Source organism: Acinetobacter sp. H1(2024) (genome assembly GCF_046557555.1).
Classification (GTDB): Bacteria; Pseudomonadota; Gammaproteobacteria; order Pseudomonadales; family Moraxellaceae; genus Acinetobacter; species Acinetobacter seifertii.
The window spans coordinates 166467-180879 of the sequence record NZ_JBKGFO010000007.1; the positions used below are offsets into that span (position 1 = coordinate 166467).

General features: G+C 39.7%; 15 protein-coding genes and 4 tRNA genes. 5 read left to right on the forward strand and 14 right to left on the reverse strand.

Annotated features, from left to right (window positions below):
• Nucleotides 1-27: 27 nt before the first annotated feature.
• The 11 genes from panD to ACLCEG_RS16840 all read right to left on the reverse strand — a co-directional run bounded on the left by panD (nt 28) and on the right by ACLCEG_RS16840 (nt 6100).
• Complete coding sequence (gene panD / locus ACLCEG_RS16790) at nt 28-408, reverse strand: aspartate 1-decarboxylase (RefSeq protein ID WP_004703382.1); 381 nt, start codon at nt 406-408, stop codon at nt 28-30.
• A gap of 130 nt (nt 409-538) precedes the next feature.
• Nucleotides 539-1120, reverse strand: coding sequence for an aminoacyl-tRNA hydrolase (gene pth / locus ACLCEG_RS16795; RefSeq protein WP_002050315.1), 582 nt, complete (start codon nt 1118-1120; stop codon nt 539-541).
• 20 nt (nt 1121-1140) lie between these two features.
• On the reverse strand, nt 1141-1437 hold the full coding sequence (rplY, locus tag ACLCEG_RS16800) for a 50S ribosomal protein L25 (RefSeq protein WP_002050375.1): 297 nt from the start codon (nt 1435-1437) through the stop codon (nt 1141-1143).
• 97 nt (nt 1438-1534) lie between these two features.
• Nucleotides 1535-2485: a ribose-phosphate pyrophosphokinase gene (locus tag ACLCEG_RS16805; RefSeq protein WP_004703381.1), complete on the reverse strand. Its 951-nt coding sequence runs from the start codon at nt 2483-2485 to the stop codon at nt 1535-1537.
• Nucleotides 2486-2521: 36 nt separating this feature from the next.
• Nucleotides 2522-2596, reverse strand: a tRNA-Gln gene (locus tag ACLCEG_RS16810).
• A 92-nt stretch (nt 2597-2688) separates the two neighbouring features.
• A tRNA-Gln gene (locus tag ACLCEG_RS16815) sits at nt 2689-2763 on the reverse strand.
• A gap of 18 nt (nt 2764-2781) precedes the next feature.
• Nucleotides 2782-2856: transfer RNA gene (locus ACLCEG_RS16820), tRNA-Gln, on the reverse strand.
• Nucleotides 2857-2882: 26 nt separating this feature from the next.
• Nucleotides 2883-2957, reverse strand: a tRNA-Gln gene (locus tag ACLCEG_RS16825).
• The gene (gene ispE / locus ACLCEG_RS16830) at nt 2956-3789 is read right to left on the reverse strand and encodes a 4-(cytidine 5'-diphospho)-2-C-methyl-D-erythritol kinase (protein ID WP_410568424.1); all 834 of its coding nucleotides are present in this window, start codon (nt 3787-3789) and stop codon (nt 2956-2958) included. Before ispE ends, ACLCEG_RS16825 begins: the two co-directional genes overlap by 2 nt.
• 18 nt (nt 3790-3807) lie before the next feature.
• On the reverse strand, nt 3808-4386 hold the full coding sequence (gene lolB, locus ACLCEG_RS16835; protein ID WP_077163880.1) for a lipoprotein insertase outer membrane protein LolB: 579 nt from the start codon (nt 4384-4386) through the stop codon (nt 3808-3810).
• 4 nt (nt 4387-4390) lie between these two features.
• A complete protein-coding gene (locus tag ACLCEG_RS16840; RefSeq protein WP_324624700.1) occupies nt 4391-6100 on the reverse strand; it encodes a tetratricopeptide repeat protein in 1710 nt (569 codons plus the stop codon).
• Between the two features lie 88 nt (nt 6101-6188).
• On the opposite strand from ACLCEG_RS16840, the gene hemA reads away from it, so the two are divergent.
• Nucleotides 6189-7472: a glutamyl-tRNA reductase gene (gene hemA, locus ACLCEG_RS16845; protein WP_077164615.1), complete on the forward strand. Its 1284-nt coding sequence runs from the start codon at nt 6189-6191 to the stop codon at nt 7470-7472.
• Here hemA and ACLCEG_RS16850 read toward each other — a convergent pair.
• Both ACLCEG_RS16850 and ACLCEG_RS16855 read right to left on the reverse strand, forming a co-directional pair.
• The gene (locus ACLCEG_RS16850; protein ID WP_410568426.1) at nt 7469-9334 is read right to left on the reverse strand and encodes a DNA primase; all 1866 of its coding nucleotides are present in this window, start codon (nt 9332-9334) and stop codon (nt 7469-7471) included. The genes hemA and ACLCEG_RS16850 overlap by 4 nt on opposite strands.
• A 158-nt stretch (nt 9335-9492) precedes the next feature.
• Nucleotides 9493-10611, reverse strand: a complete 1119-nt coding sequence (locus ACLCEG_RS16855; protein WP_100192083.1) for an outer membrane protein assembly factor BamD — start codon at nt 10609-10611, stop codon at nt 9493-9495.
• A 71-nt stretch (nt 10612-10682) separates the two neighbouring features.
• On the opposite strand from ACLCEG_RS16855, the gene rluD reads away from it, so the two are divergent.
• The 3 genes from rluD to ACLCEG_RS16870 all read left to right on the forward strand — a co-directional run bounded on the left by rluD (nt 10683) and on the right by ACLCEG_RS16870 (nt 13258).
• Nucleotides 10683-11735: a 23S rRNA pseudouridine(1911/1915/1917) synthase RluD gene (rluD, locus tag ACLCEG_RS16860; RefSeq protein WP_410568428.1), complete on the forward strand. Its 1053-nt coding sequence runs from the start codon at nt 10683-10685 to the stop codon at nt 11733-11735.
• 11 nt (nt 11736-11746) lie between these two features.
• A complete protein-coding gene (gene pgeF, locus ACLCEG_RS16865; RefSeq protein ID WP_410568430.1) occupies nt 11747-12484 on the forward strand; it encodes a peptidoglycan editing factor PgeF in 738 nt (245 codons plus the stop codon).
• A gap of 222 nt (nt 12485-12706) precedes the next feature.
• Nucleotides 12707-13258 carry a flavodoxin family protein gene (locus ACLCEG_RS16870; RefSeq protein WP_134262138.1) on the forward strand — a complete coding sequence of 184 codons (552 nt, stop codon included), beginning with the start codon at nt 12707-12709 and terminating at the stop codon, nt 13256-13258.
• A 50-nt stretch (nt 13259-13308) separates the two neighbouring features.
• Here the strand turns inward: ACLCEG_RS16870 and smpB are convergent, their stop codons facing one another.
• Complete coding sequence (smpB, locus tag ACLCEG_RS16875) at nt 13309-13785, reverse strand: SsrA-binding protein SmpB (protein WP_004641603.1); 477 nt, start codon at nt 13783-13785, stop codon at nt 13309-13311.
• A 135-nt stretch (nt 13786-13920) separates the two neighbouring features.
• On the opposite strand from smpB, the gene coaD reads away from it, so the two are divergent.
• The gene (coaD, locus tag ACLCEG_RS16880; protein ID WP_004703369.1) at nt 13921-14412 is read left to right on the forward strand and encodes a pantetheine-phosphate adenylyltransferase; all 492 of its coding nucleotides are present in this window, start codon (nt 13921-13923) and stop codon (nt 14410-14412) included.
• The last annotated feature ends 1 nt before the right edge of the window (nt 14413 follow it).

A 14413-nucleotide genomic window follows, 5' to 3' on the forward strand; every position in this document is an offset into this window, starting at 1 on the left:
GGCTTTCTTGTTTTTTTTAATCTTTAATTAGGCAACTTGTACAGGAATGCAGTTCGCTGTGTGGTTGACCGTATTATTTGGATTTGCATAGACCAAACGTGGTTTGTGAGCATTTGCTTCAGCTTCTGTGAAGTCACCAAACGTAGCAATAATAACTAAATCACCGACATCTGCTTGGTGAGCAGCACCACCGTTTACTGAAATAATGCCAGAGTTGTCTTCACCACGGATCGCGTAAGTTGTGAAGCGCTTGCCATTAGTTACGTTCCAAACGTGGATTTCTTCGTATTCACGAATACCAGCTAAATCCATCAATACGCCATCAATTGCACAAGAACCTTCATAGTGAAGTTCAGCATGGGTTACAACTGCACGGTGAATTTTGCATTTTAATAAACGAGATAGCATGGCTAGCGTCTCCTGAGTAGACCTAAGAAGATCTTATAGTGAAATCTTTTGCCTTTGCCGTTCTGGCAAGGTGGCTGATGCGCATTTTGCTCCTAAAAAAGCAAGATAGCAAGCTTGATTGTTCAACAATTTAAGCTGGTTTATACGCATTAATTTGGTTCATAGCTTGTGATACCTGTCCTTGAACAAGTAACTTCACTTTAGAGAGAGCATGATCAATTGCTCCGTCCATTAAGCTTTGTTCACTGCTTGGCGCTTTTCCAAGTACATGCCCAGAAACTCTTTCTTTTGAACCTGGATGTCCAATACCAATTCGTAAACGATGAAAGTTTGGACCAATATGTGGGACAATATCACGTAAACCGTTATGACCACCGTGCCCACCGCCTGTTTTAAGACGAATTACACCAGGATTCATATCAAGTTCATCATGAGCAATCAGAATTGCTTCAGGAGCAATTTGATAGAATTTTGAGAAAGGAACAACACTTTGACCGGAACGGTTCATATACGTCGTTGGTAGAAGTAAGCGAACATCATGCCCCTCTATATTACCACGACCACTGATTCCGTGAAATTTTGGATCATTTTTTAATGTAATGCCATATTTATCTGCAAGCTGTTCAACGAACCAAAAACCTGCATTATGGCGGGTTTGGGCATATTCTGAACCAGGATTGCCCAAACCAACAATTAGCGAAATATTTGACACTAATTTACGCCTTTAAACACTTATGCGCGTTTGAAGTCAGCGTGCATAGGAGTGTTTTTAGATGGGTGACGTTGTAACGCTTGGATTTTAACGTTTTCAACTTTGTCGCCCACTTTGATTTCTACAACTTCTTCAAAGAAAGCATTGCTTTCTAAAGCTTTTACAAGCTCACGAAGTTCTAAAGTTACACTTACAGGCTCAGCGTTACCGCCGTAGATGATAGCTGGAACTAAAGATTCGCGACGAAGGCGGCGGCTCGCACCTTTCCCTTGTTTGTCTTCAGCACGCGCTTGAGCGTTGAATACGAAGTTTGCCATGAGATAAATCCTCATTAAAGATTAAATAAACTAAACTTGCGACCAGTTTAGTGATAGAAAACCCCAGCCAAAGCCAGGGTTAAGAAAAGCTGCAATATTATAAACTATCGAACATCGCGCTGATAGACTCTTCGTTATTAATACGACGAATCGTTTCAGCAACCATGCTAGCAACAGAAACTTGGCGAATTTTACCTAAGTTTAATGCTTCTTCAGAAAGAGGAATTGTGTCAGTTACAACTAACTCATCAATGACTGAGTTACGTAAGTTCTCAATTGCTTTACCTGAAAGTACAGGGTGAGTTGCATAAGCAACAACACGACGTGCACCAAATTGTTTAAGCGCATCAGCTGCTTTACACAATGTACCAGCAGTATCAACCATGTCATCTACAATAACGCAATCACGATTTTTTACGTCACCAATCAAGTGCATAACTTGCGACTCATTGGCTTTTTGACGACGTTTGTCGATGATTGCTAAATCGATATCACCCATCTGTTTGGCAACAGCACGAGCACGTACTACACCACCAACGTCAGGAGAAACCACCATAAGGTTATCATGCTGTTGTTGACGTAAGTCAGCAAGCAAAGCAGGAGTACCATAGATGTTGTCGACTGGAATATCGAAGAAACCTTGGATTTGGTCAGCATGTAAATCAATCATTACGACACGATCAATACCAACAGTGGTAAGCATGTCTGCAACAACTTTAGCTGTAATCGGCACACGTGCAGAACGTGGACGACGGTCTTGGCGAGCATAACCAAAATAAGGGATAACAGCGGTAATACGACCAGCACTTGCACGACGCAAAGCATCTGCCATAACCAAGATTTCCATAAGGTTATCATTGGTAGGGGCACAAGTAGGCTGAACGATAAATACGTCTTTACCACGAACATTTTCAGTAATTTCTACTGAAATTTCTCCATCAGAAAAGTGACCGACTGATGCAGCACCTAGAGGGATATGTAAGTGACTTACGACTTTTTGAGCGAACTGTGGATGAGCATTTCCACTAAAAACGACAAGATTGGGCATGAAGCACCCTTGGCGGTTGGTATGTAATGAAGTAGATGGCAGGGGCGGCTGGATTCGAACCAACGGATGCCGAGATCAAAACCCGGTGCCTTACCACTTGGCGACGCCCCTAATGCGGCAGAACTTTAATATTTTTGCAATGCAATGTCAAGGATAATCAACAAAAAGCAAGGCAATTAAGTCTGTCTTTAAAATAAGAAGAATGGCAGGGGCGGCTGGATTCGAACCAACGGATGCCGAGATCAAAACCCGGTGCCTTACCACTTGGCGACGCCCCTAAATTTGATGATATATAATGGCAGGGGCGGCTGGATTCGAACCAACGGATGCCGAGATCAAAACCCGGTGCCTTACCACTTGGCGACGCCCCTAATATAATCATCATTACAGGTGAAATTGGCAGGGGCGGCTGGATTCGAACCAACGGATGCCGAGATCAAAACCCGGTGCCTTACCACTTGGCGACGCCCCTAACTTGTAACCTTAAAATGATTAAGAGGAGATTCTTTTAAACTATTTACCACATAAGCTTTACATGGTGAATGTTTAAGAATGTCATCAATATTCATTTCATTCGTTACTTCAGTAAAAACACAAGCACCTGTACCTGTAAGCTTTGCTTGACCAAATTGATCAAGATATTGCATTGCTTCTTCAACTTCAGGGTATAACTTTCTAGCCAGAGGCTCAAAGTTATTTCCAAAATTAGAAGGTTCTAACTGATAGGCGCAAAATTTAGTGGTCTTAGAGTCTCTTGTCAATGTTTTTTGTGAAAAAAGCAATTGAGTGCTGATAAAACAATCAGGTTTTAAAATAATGAACTGTTTTTGATCTAAGTCTATGAATGATAAATGTTCACCTATGCCTTCAGCCCATGCATTTTTACCATAAATAAAAATAGGAACATCAGCACCGAGCTTTACGCCATAGTCAGCAAGTTCATCCTGACTTAGTCCACATTGCCATAATTGATTTAAAACAATGAGGGTTGTAGCTGCATTAGAGGAACCTCCGCCTAAACCTGCGCCCATTGGAATATTCTTCTCAATTTTGATGTGCAGACCAGAGAGTTTTTTTGCATGCGGTTTAAGTATTTGAGCAGCTTTATAAATCAGATTTTGTTCAAGTTGAACTTCTCCTAAACCTTCAATCTGGATTTCATTTTTATCAATAAGAGAAAAAGTCATCCAGTCATATAAATCAATGAGTTGAAAAATGGTTTGCAGTTCATGATAACCATTTTCACGACGTCCTGTGATATGTAAAAACAGGTTGAGCTTAGCTGGAGAAGGAACTCGAATCATAGATTTAAATAATTAGATTTAGCGGTTTTGGATGACCATTGTAATACGGTTTTCTTTATCTTCAGCAAGTGCTTGCTTCAAAACCAGTTTATTTGGCAAAGTTTGTTCACCATCATAACTAAAATTAACCGTCCAGCCATCTTCGATAAGTTGGCTCACACGATTTGCATTATCTTTGCTGATTTGGGCATTTAAAGTTGCTGGCTTTGCCAAAATCCAACTGGTTAGATGAGTAATCGGTGCTTGCCAACCAGTAGCACGTTCTAAAAGTTCTTCAGGTGATGCGGCTGTAATCACGCCAGTTTTAGCACTGTTTAAAGTAACTTCACCTGGTTTACCCTGAATTTGTGTCTTTCCGACACCTAAAATACCACTTAATTCGATATCAAAATTATCTTGCTGCTGAACCCATGTGAAGAATGCACTACCACTTTGCTGTGGGGTACGCACTCCAATTTTACCTTGTAAGTTGAAATGTTTTTCATCTTGCACTTGGTGGGAAATTGCGGGTTTGGGCTGAGTAAAATGCTGACAACCGGTTAAAAATAACACACTTGATCCACAGATCGCTGTGCACAGTTGGGCAAATTTGCTCATATATTTAACTCTTTTTTGCTGATGTAGGTAAAATTAACGCATCAAGCTGGTGTAATTGTGGATCATTCGCGTGCTTTTGTTTCAGTTGTTGTAACACAGCACTAAATTCAGTTAATGATCCTTGCATATACAGTGCCTTAGCGTAACGAATCCCAATATTTATGTTATGACTAAGCTCGTAAGCTTTGCCTAAAGCTTCCGCTGCGCCCTCATAATCATTTTGTAAAAATGCGATATAGCCCAGTGTATCCAAAATCGAAGCTTGTTCTGGTGCATATTCCAATGCTTGTTCAGCATATTGTCGTGCTTCTTTTAATCTACGGTTTTGTAAAGCCAGCGTATATGCATAGGCATTCAGATAGGTCGGACTATTTGGTTCTAACTGCAATAATTGCTTAAGTGTTTTATCAAGTTTATCGCGGTCGGTATAAGGGTCTAATAATAAAACTTCTGCATAGATGAGTTCCGGATCATCCGGTAAGTTTTTGATTGCTTCATCTAATAAATTTAATGCAGCTTTTTTATTGCCCATTTTCTTTAAAATTTCGGCTTGTGCCTGATAGAGAAAGCTTGCATGTTGTGGATAATTAACTCGCTCTTGAGTTAAAAACCGTAATGCATCATGTAAATTTTCTTGTTTATCATAGATCGCAATTAGATTTCGTCTTGAAACAATGTAGAGGCTACCATCAACTAAACGGTAATAAGCTTTGGCAGTTTCATAGTGCTGTTTTCGCTCAGCATTAATAGCTAAGTAGTAATATGCTTCGTTTTGATATTTTGCAGAGTTGCGTAAATCAACTAAATATTGTTCAGCTTTATCATATTGTTTGAGGTCAATACTGGTTAGACCTGCAATAAATAATGCTTCTTCAGCCCGAGGATTACTCTCAATAATTTTTTCTAATTTTTCAAGAGCAAGTTGAGGCTGATTAATCTGAATGAGATAACGAACCTCAGCTAAGCGAATATCTAGATTTTTCTTGTATTTACGGCTTGATTTTGAATACCATTTTAAAGCACCTTCTTGATCATTTAGAGCAATCAATAGGTTCGCTTTCATCAAGATAAAGCTCGTTACTTTTGGACGACGGCGTAGCGCACGGTTAATGGTATTTAGAGCAGGTTCTAATTGACCATTTTGTGCCTCTAGATTAGCAATAAGCGCTAAAATAGAAGGATTTTCCTTTTCTGCACTTGAACGTAAAGCCGTTAATAAAACATCTCGGTCTTGTGCATTTTCGGGTGCAATACTCGCCAGAATTTGTTCAAGATCGGCAGTTGGATCAATTTTTAAAATCTTATCTAAAGTTTCGGCAGCAAGCTGGTATTCATGTGTTTTTAATGCAATATGCGATAAATAAAATAAAGCAGGAACATCTTTGGGTTCTTGAACCACCCAATGTGTTGCAACATTTAATGCGGCTTGTAGATCGTTATATTCAAGAGCGACATCTAGTGCACGCTGTTTAATTGTTGTTGAGTTGCTTCTAATCGCAAGCACAGTGTAGTTGTGTAGTGCTGTAGGAATATCGTCGTAAGCTAAAGCAAACTCTGCGACCATACTCTGTTGTAGAGCCTGATCAAATGAATGCACTGCATAGGTCTCTTGCAACGGACGTGCATAGACATATGAGGACATGCTACCTAACAATAAGAATGTGGTAGAATACTGTCTTATCGAAGCACCGTTAAAATTAATACGGCTATTCATTTGACGCAATTTTTATTGATCCAAAGTAATGCTTTTTATGACACCGATGTTGCACAATAGCATAAATTTAGCGAAATGATGATCTGATATGTCTTTCTTTGCATTGGGTGTCAACCATCAAACAGCTTCTGTAGAACTCCGCGAGCAAATTGCTTTCAATGCAGAGCGATTAAGTACTTTGCTTGCCGAGCAACGTTATCACGAGTCTTTAAAAGACTTAGTGGTTGTCTCGACCTGTAACCGTACAGAAGTCTACGCCATGGCGGAAGATGCCGAAAGCCTTCTGAAATGGTTAGCCGACGCCAATAATATTGATGTAAAGCATTTAATTCATCATGTTTATCGTTACGAAAATGCTCAAGCCATCACACATTTAATGCGTGTCGCAAGTGGTTTAGATTCACTCATGTTGGGTGAGCCACAAATTTTAGGGCAGGTAAAAAGTGCTTTAGCATTGTCTAAAGAAGCGCAGACGGTTTCTCCTGAATTAAATAGCGTGTTTGAATATGCTTTCTACGCAGCTAAACGTGTTCGGTCAGAAACGGCTGTAGGTAGTCATGCAGTTTCAATGGGTTATGCGGTTGCACAATTAGCTTTACAAGTCTTTAGTAAACCTGAAAAGCTCACAGTAATGGTGGTTGCGGCAGGCGAAATGAATAGTCTGGTGGCTAAGCACTTAGCAGAAATGGGTGTTGCCAAGATTATTATTTGTAATCGCAGTCGTGAACGTGCTGACCAGTTAGCACAAGAAATTACACATCAAGTTGAAGTTGAGATTATTGATTTTTCAGCTTTATCAGAAAATCTATATCGTGCTGATGTTGTTTCAAGTTGTACAGGCAGTTTGCATCAAGTGATTGCTTATGCGGATGTCAAAAGTGCATTGAAAAAACGTCGTTATCAGCAAATGTTGATGGTGGATTTAGCAGTACCGCGTGATATTGACCCTAAAGTTGAGTCACTTGATGGAGTCTATTTATACGGAGTTGATGACTTACAAAGCGTAATTGATGAAAACTTGGCTCAACGTCGTCAGGCGGCTGTTGAAGCTGAAGTCATGGTGAATCAATTAGCAACTCAATTGATTACGCATCAAAAAGTCAAAGAAGCGGGAGGTACAATCCATGCTTATCGTCAACATAGTGAGGAAATTAGTCAGCAAGAGCTTACTCATGCCCTGAATACTTTGCACAATGGTGTCAATCCAGAACAAGTGCTCAAAGAATTTGCTCACCGCTTGACACAAAAGTTAATGCATCCAACCTCTATGTTGTTACGTGAAGCTGCTAAAGCAGAAAGTCCTGATTACTTTGAGTGGTTACAACAGCATTTACAGGATGTATTTGACCATGAGCGAAAGCCTAAAAACTAAGAGAGCAGTCTTAAGCTAATTTGTTTGGTGAGCTCATTGAGTTGTTGTCTTAAGTTTCTTGACTCAACTAATGAAATTTTAGATTTCAGTTTTTGACGTAAATATCTTTCTTGTAAACCCAATGCATATTCTTTAGCAAGTTTATCTGCTACTTCAGGTGCCTGAGTTAATGCCTGAATATTGGTTCTTTGCATAATATCTGCAACTTCATGGCAATAAGTGCTACATGCACCTAAAACATAATAAGTCGCTAGCTCTTGGTCATCAGGCAATTCATCAAATATACGGTTTAAAATGGCTAATATTTTAGCCAATAGTTCATCTTGCGGAATATAGGCACGTAATCCTTCAAAATGAATATAAAGAAAAGGGTGGTGCATCAAAATTGCGACAGCAAAGTCTTCATCTTTTGTTTGGATATTAAATGACAACGATGCATCATGACTAACTTGTGGGGTAAAGCGCTTGCCTAAACCTAATTTTTCACGAAAAGATTGAGTTAATAGATAACGGAAGGAACCTTGTTTGGGTAATAACTCGGTGAGTTCTCTTAACTCACCCATGACAAGACTCTTACCTTCAGGCGTACTGATATTATGCTGACCAGTAAGATGAGCGAAAACAAAGTCCGATAGTAACGGAGCTTGGTCTAATAGCTTTTGGAAGTTTTCGAGCCCTTCACGTCGGATTAAGGAGTCTGGATCGTGGTCATTTGGCAATACAAAGAATTTAAGCTCACGACCGTCGTTGAGTAATGGTAATGCAATTTCTAAAGTTCGACGTGCTGCTTTTTGACCAGCAGCATCACCATCAAAGGCAATCGTAATGCGATTATTTTGTTTAAATAAAATATTCAGATGTTCTGTATTACTTGCCGTTCCTAAAGTTGCGACAGCACCAGTAATGCCATATTGCTGTAAAGCAATGACATCCATATATCCTTCAACCATTAACCAGTCATTAGACTTTAATTTTCTACCTTCATATAAACCATAAAGTAATTGGTTTTTATGGAAAACTTCTGAGTCTGGTGAGTTGATGTATTTTGGTTTAATTTCGTCATTGAGCGCACGACCACCAAACCCGACTACACGGCCTTTAGGGTCTCGAATTGGGAAAATCACACGATCGCGTAAAAGGTCAAAATCACGACCACTGTCACTGGAACGAATGAGTCCAAGTTGCTTTAAGCCTTCAATGTCGTAAGGGAAAGCTTTTTCTAAATGTTGCCAGTCTTCTGGAGCATAACCTAAACGCCAGAATTGAATTGTTTGGTCGGTTAGGCCGCGTTGTTTAAAGTACTTTTTAGCTTTTTGACTTGTAGGTAATTGGTGTTCGTAAAATTGAGCAACATTTTCCAAAAGGTCGTATAAATTACCTTCTTGTACAGGTTCATCAAAACTAAATGGCTGTTCGAACTGTGCAAAAGGATCATCAAAATATACTGGTTCAAGCATATTGTACTGATCATCTATAGGTGCTTGAGTATTTGGTTCTACAACTGGTTTTGCTGGAACTGGTGGTTTGGTAACTTGGCGTGTATAAGACAGTTTTTTATTATCAGTATTGTCTTTGGGTAATTCGATACCCGCATTACTGGATAATTCCTTCATCACATCGATAAAGTTTCGGTTATCAATATCCATTAAGAAACGAATGGCATTACCGTTTGCTTGGCAGCCGAAGCAGTGATAGTACTGTTTATCGCGATAAACATGGAATGATGGAGTTTTCTCTTGATGAAAAGGGCAACAACCAGAATATGTTCGTCCGGTCTTTTTCAATTTCACACGTTGACCGATCAGATCGACAATATCTGTGCGATCTAGAATCTGATCAATCGTATGCTGTGGAATTGCCATAATTCAGATAACCGTGTTTAAACTAATGATGCGATAGGTCAGATTATTCTGACATGATGAAACGAGATATGCCCGACAAATATTTTACTATTTTATAAAAACAAACAGGCAAGTCATATCACTTGCCTGTTTGTTGGTTATTTTTAAGCTGTTATTGCTTATTGAGCAGCGTCGCCAGCTTCAGTCGAAGATGCTGCTGGTGCAGTTGTTGCACCTTCTGCTGCTTTTTCTGGTTTATCAAGTAAACCGAAGCTTAAACGGTTAGTCCAACTGCGTTCAGTTTTTGGAGTCTCAACTGGTGCTTGGGTTGTTTCTTGAGTTTCTTCTTTACCTGAACTACCCATTAAGCCAAAGCTTACACGGTTAAGTAGACTGCGTTTTGGTTCAACTGGAGTAGCTGTTTCAGCCGCTACAGATTTAGATTCGCGACCAAGAATACCTAAGGTAGCACGGTTAATCCAGTTACCTTCTTTACGCGCAGCGCGCATATTTACCGTGCCATTTTTATTAACAAGGCTAGGATAGTTAAGTTTTAGAACTTCGATGTATTGTTGTGAAGTTGCTTTATCACCCAGTTGGTCATAGCTATATGCCAAAGTTGCTAGGGCTTCTGGCACTTGAGGTGTTTGTGGGTAGTGTTCAATTACCCATTGCGAACGCTCAGCCGCTGCAACCCATGCTTTACGTTTAACGTTAAAGCGAGCAGTATTCATTTCACTTTCAGCAAGCTCTTGACCAATAAACTTCATACGCTGTGCTGCATCGACAGAATATTGGCTGCTTGGGAAGCGGCGAATCAGGTCAACGAAGTTTTGATAAGCAACTTTTAAATAACTGATGTCACGATGAGATTGTTGCAAAGACGTGTAACGCAACAAGCTATCATAGTTCAGTTCCATGTTAGATACGCCACGAACGTAGTAAGCATAATCTACATTTGGATGTTGAGGATTTAAACGAATAAAGCGTTCAGCTAAAGCAATCGCGCCTTCATAATCTTTTTGTTTAAATTTTGAATAGAGAAGTTCAAGTTGTGCTTGTTGTGCGTATTGTCCAGTTGGATAATAGGTATCAATCGCTTCTAAAGATTTAGCAGCGTCAAGATATTGCCCACGATCAAGAGATTTTTGAGCTTTGTCAAAATACGCTTGTTCACTAGATTGAGGCCCAGTATCGACCACTTCTTTTTTACTTGGATTGCTGCTACAGCCCACAAATGCAGACGCTAAACCTAAAGATAGGGCAAGCATCGTAATTTTATAACGTGGTAGCGACATAAAAACTCCTCTGTTATGTTGGGCAATGAGCTACAATTGCGCTATTAAACCACTTTTATCTCAATGATCAAATGACTTCAGCACAATCTTCAAACACAAACTTCTCTGAAACTGACTTCAATTTACTTGAAGATTCTGAGGATGCAGATAACCATACTTCTGATACAACTGCAACACGTTTATCGTTGCAAGTTCAGTTGGATGAAAGCTACTTAGGGCAACGTATCGACCAAGTTGCAGCTATGGTGTGGAGTGAGTTCTCCCGCGAAAAACTGAAACAATGGATGAAGGAAGGTCATCTGTTGGTAAATGGTAACATCGTAAAACCTAAATATCGTTGTGAGGGTATTGAAACCCTAACTTTAAATGTTGAGTTAGAAGCACAGACGACCAGTCAGCCTGAAAATATCCCACTTGATATTGTTTATGAAGATGAAGATATTTTAGTTATTAATAAACCAGTCGGTATGGTGGTACATCCTGGAGCGGGTAATAGTTCAGGAACTTTAGTGAATGCATTACTTTACCATTTCCCAAAACTGGCAGAGCTTTCACGTGCTGGTTTAGTACATCGTATTGATAAAGATACGAGTGGTTTATTGGTTGTTGCAAAAACGCTAGAAGCCCAATTTTCTTTAAGTAAGCAGTTGGCAAATAAATCGGTTTACCGTTTATATGACTTAGTTGTTTATGGAAATATCATTGCTGGCGGTACGATTGATGAGCCGATTAAACGTCATCCTGTAGACCGCGTGAAAATGGCGATTTTACCGGGCGGACGCGATGCAGTGACTCACTACAATGTAAAAGAAAGTTTTAAAGATTTTACTCGTGTACAAGCGCGTCTTGAAACAGGCCGAACTCATCAGATTCGCGTGCATTTTAGTTATATTGGTTATGGCTTGATTGGTGATCAGGTTTATATGAACCGTGTACGTGTGCCTGCTGGTGCATCTGAATTACTCATTGAAACTTTACGTGGTTTTAAACGTCAAGCATTACATGCAGCTAAATTAGGTTTAAAACATCCGCGTACTGGTGAAGAAATGCAATTTGAAGCGCCGTGGCCTGAAGATTTTACTCAGTTGGTAAATGTGTTACGTTCAGAAAACGCAGCCTACTAAGGAACTGAATTATGGAATTTGTTCAAGGTTTACCACAAGGTGTTTTTGTAGGGCAGACGCGTATTCAACATCCTTTGGCATTGCCAACGGACCAAACTGAATTAACGGGTTTTAATCTTGCTTTGCATGTTAATGATGAAGCTGGACGCGTTCAGCAGCATCGAATGATGCTTTTAGATGAGTTTGCTCAGTTTGGCGTTAAGAAAATGACATGGATGACCCAAACACATAGCACGATTTGTCATACGGTAAATGAACAAATTCCCTTTGCGGCATTAATAGGTGATGGTTTGGTTACTCAAACCAAAGGCCATGCATTAATGATGATGACAGCCGATTGCTTACCTGTGGTACTTGGCAATGCAGAGGGCACTGAAGTCGCTAACTTACATGCAGGATGGCGAGGTTTGGCAGGTGGCATTATTGAAAATACAGTTACTACTATGCAAAATCCTCCAACTTGGGGATGGTTAGGTGCTGCGATTAGTCAACCCTGCTTTGAAATTGGAGCGGAAGTTAAAACTGCTTTTTGTGGTAAGTATCCTGAATTGGAAACAGCTTTTGTTGATGGAGCGGTACCAGATAAATTTCATGCAGATTTATATGCGATTGCTCGCTTTATTTTGCAAAGACTCGGCGTGAAACAAGTTTTAGGTGGAGACCAGTGCTCATATCAACAGCAAGATGAGTATTTCTCTTACCGCCGTGATGCTAAAACGGGTCGTATGGCAACTTTTGTATTTATGTAGTTTATAAAAATCGCAATTCACTTTAAGAAGTGTGATCGTTGTGATATCAATCTCTTATGTTATTTAGACTTTTAAATAATATAGGAGATTTTCTTATTTTTGGATTTTTAATATTGACTCAAATAAGCCGTTAAAAAGCTAATCTTTGATATTCACAGATCGTGGTTTAGCAAGTTTTAATAAAATGCTAAAATACAAAAAATCGCTCAAATTATTAAACTTATGTCTTTGCCTGAAAAACATCTCTCTATTGTTTATCACAGCCCTTATGGCCACACTGCAAAGGTAGCTTCTGCTATTGCTGCTGGAGCGGAAGTGATGGGCGTTAAAGTACATGTGATGAATATTGAGCACATTGACTGGGATGTTTTAGACGCTTCACAGGGAATTATTTTTGGCTCGCCAACCTATATGGGCAGTGTAACTGCTGATTTTAAAAAGTTTATGGATAGCACATCCAAACGCTGGAAAAATCGGTTATGGCAAGGTAAGTTGGCTGCTGGTTTTGCAAATTCGGGTGGTTTGAGTGGTGATAAGCTTGCAGTTTTGCAGCAGCTTAATATTTTTGCGATGCAACACGGCATGCTATGGTCTGGTTTGCCTTTAATGACAACTGGTCATACTGAAACTGATTTAAACCGTTTATCAAGTTGTTTGGGCTTAATGACACAGTCAGATAATGCACCTGTTGAGATTACCCCGCCACAAGGTGATTTAGATACTGCTAAATGGTTTGGTGAATATATCGCTGGTCTTTTATATAGATTAAGTTAAGTGAATCATGCGATATAAAAAAAGCCTCTAAAAGAGGCTTTTTTACTAAATTATTTATGAAATATACGGGCTTTATCACGCTGCCAGTCGCGGTCTTTTTCAGTCGCACGTTTGTCGTGAAGCTGTTTACCCTTCACAAGCGCAATTTCCAGCTTAACTAGATGACCTTTCCAGTAACACGCCAAAGGAACGCATGAGTAACCTTTTTGGTTAACTGCACCCATGAGGTGTTCAAGCTGACGTCGAGAGAGCAATAACTTACGAGTACGTGTTGCTTCAGGAACAACATGGGTCGAAGCCGATAATAAAGGCTGAATTTGTGAGCCAAGTAAAAATGCTTCGCCATTTTTGAAAATCACATAACTTTCTGTCAAAGTCATACGCCCAGCACGTAAGGATTTCACTTCCCAACCTTGAAGTGACATGCCTGCTTCAAATTTTTCTTCGATAAAATAATCATGACGGGCACGTTTGTTTTGTGCGATGGTTCCGCCATTATGTTTCTTAACTACTGTTGCTTTCGCCATAATTCAAACTTCCACAATTGCCTCTATTGTGCCGTAAACTGATGCCAAGGTGAAGTTTTTTCCCACATATCAATATTTCGCCTCATGTATAACTTTTGCTAAAATAGGCGCACAATACAATTAGAGTACTAGCGGATGTCTAAAACGCGTGTAATTTATCCTGGAACATTTGACCCTATCACAAATGGGCACGTTGATTTAGTTACTAGAGCATCAAGAATGTTTGATGAGGTCGTAGTAGCTATTGCAATTGGACATCATAAGAACCCTTTGTTCAGTCTAGAAGAGAGAGTTGCACTGGCACAATCATCATTAGGTCATCTATCAAATGTTGAGTTTGTAGGTTTTGATGGCTTACTGGTTAATTTTTTCAAAGAACAAAAGGCTACAGCGGTACTTCGCGGTTTAAGAGCAGTTTCTGATTTTGAATATGAGTTTCAATTGGCTAATATGAATCGCCAGTTGGACCCACATTTCGAAGCAGTGTTCTTAACGCCTTCTGAACAGTATTCTTTTATTTCTTCGACGTTGATTCGAGAAATTGCACGCTTAAGAGGTGATGTAACCAAGTTTGTTCCGCAAGCTGTGGTTGAAGCTTTTGAACGTAAACATCAACAAGGTTGGTAAA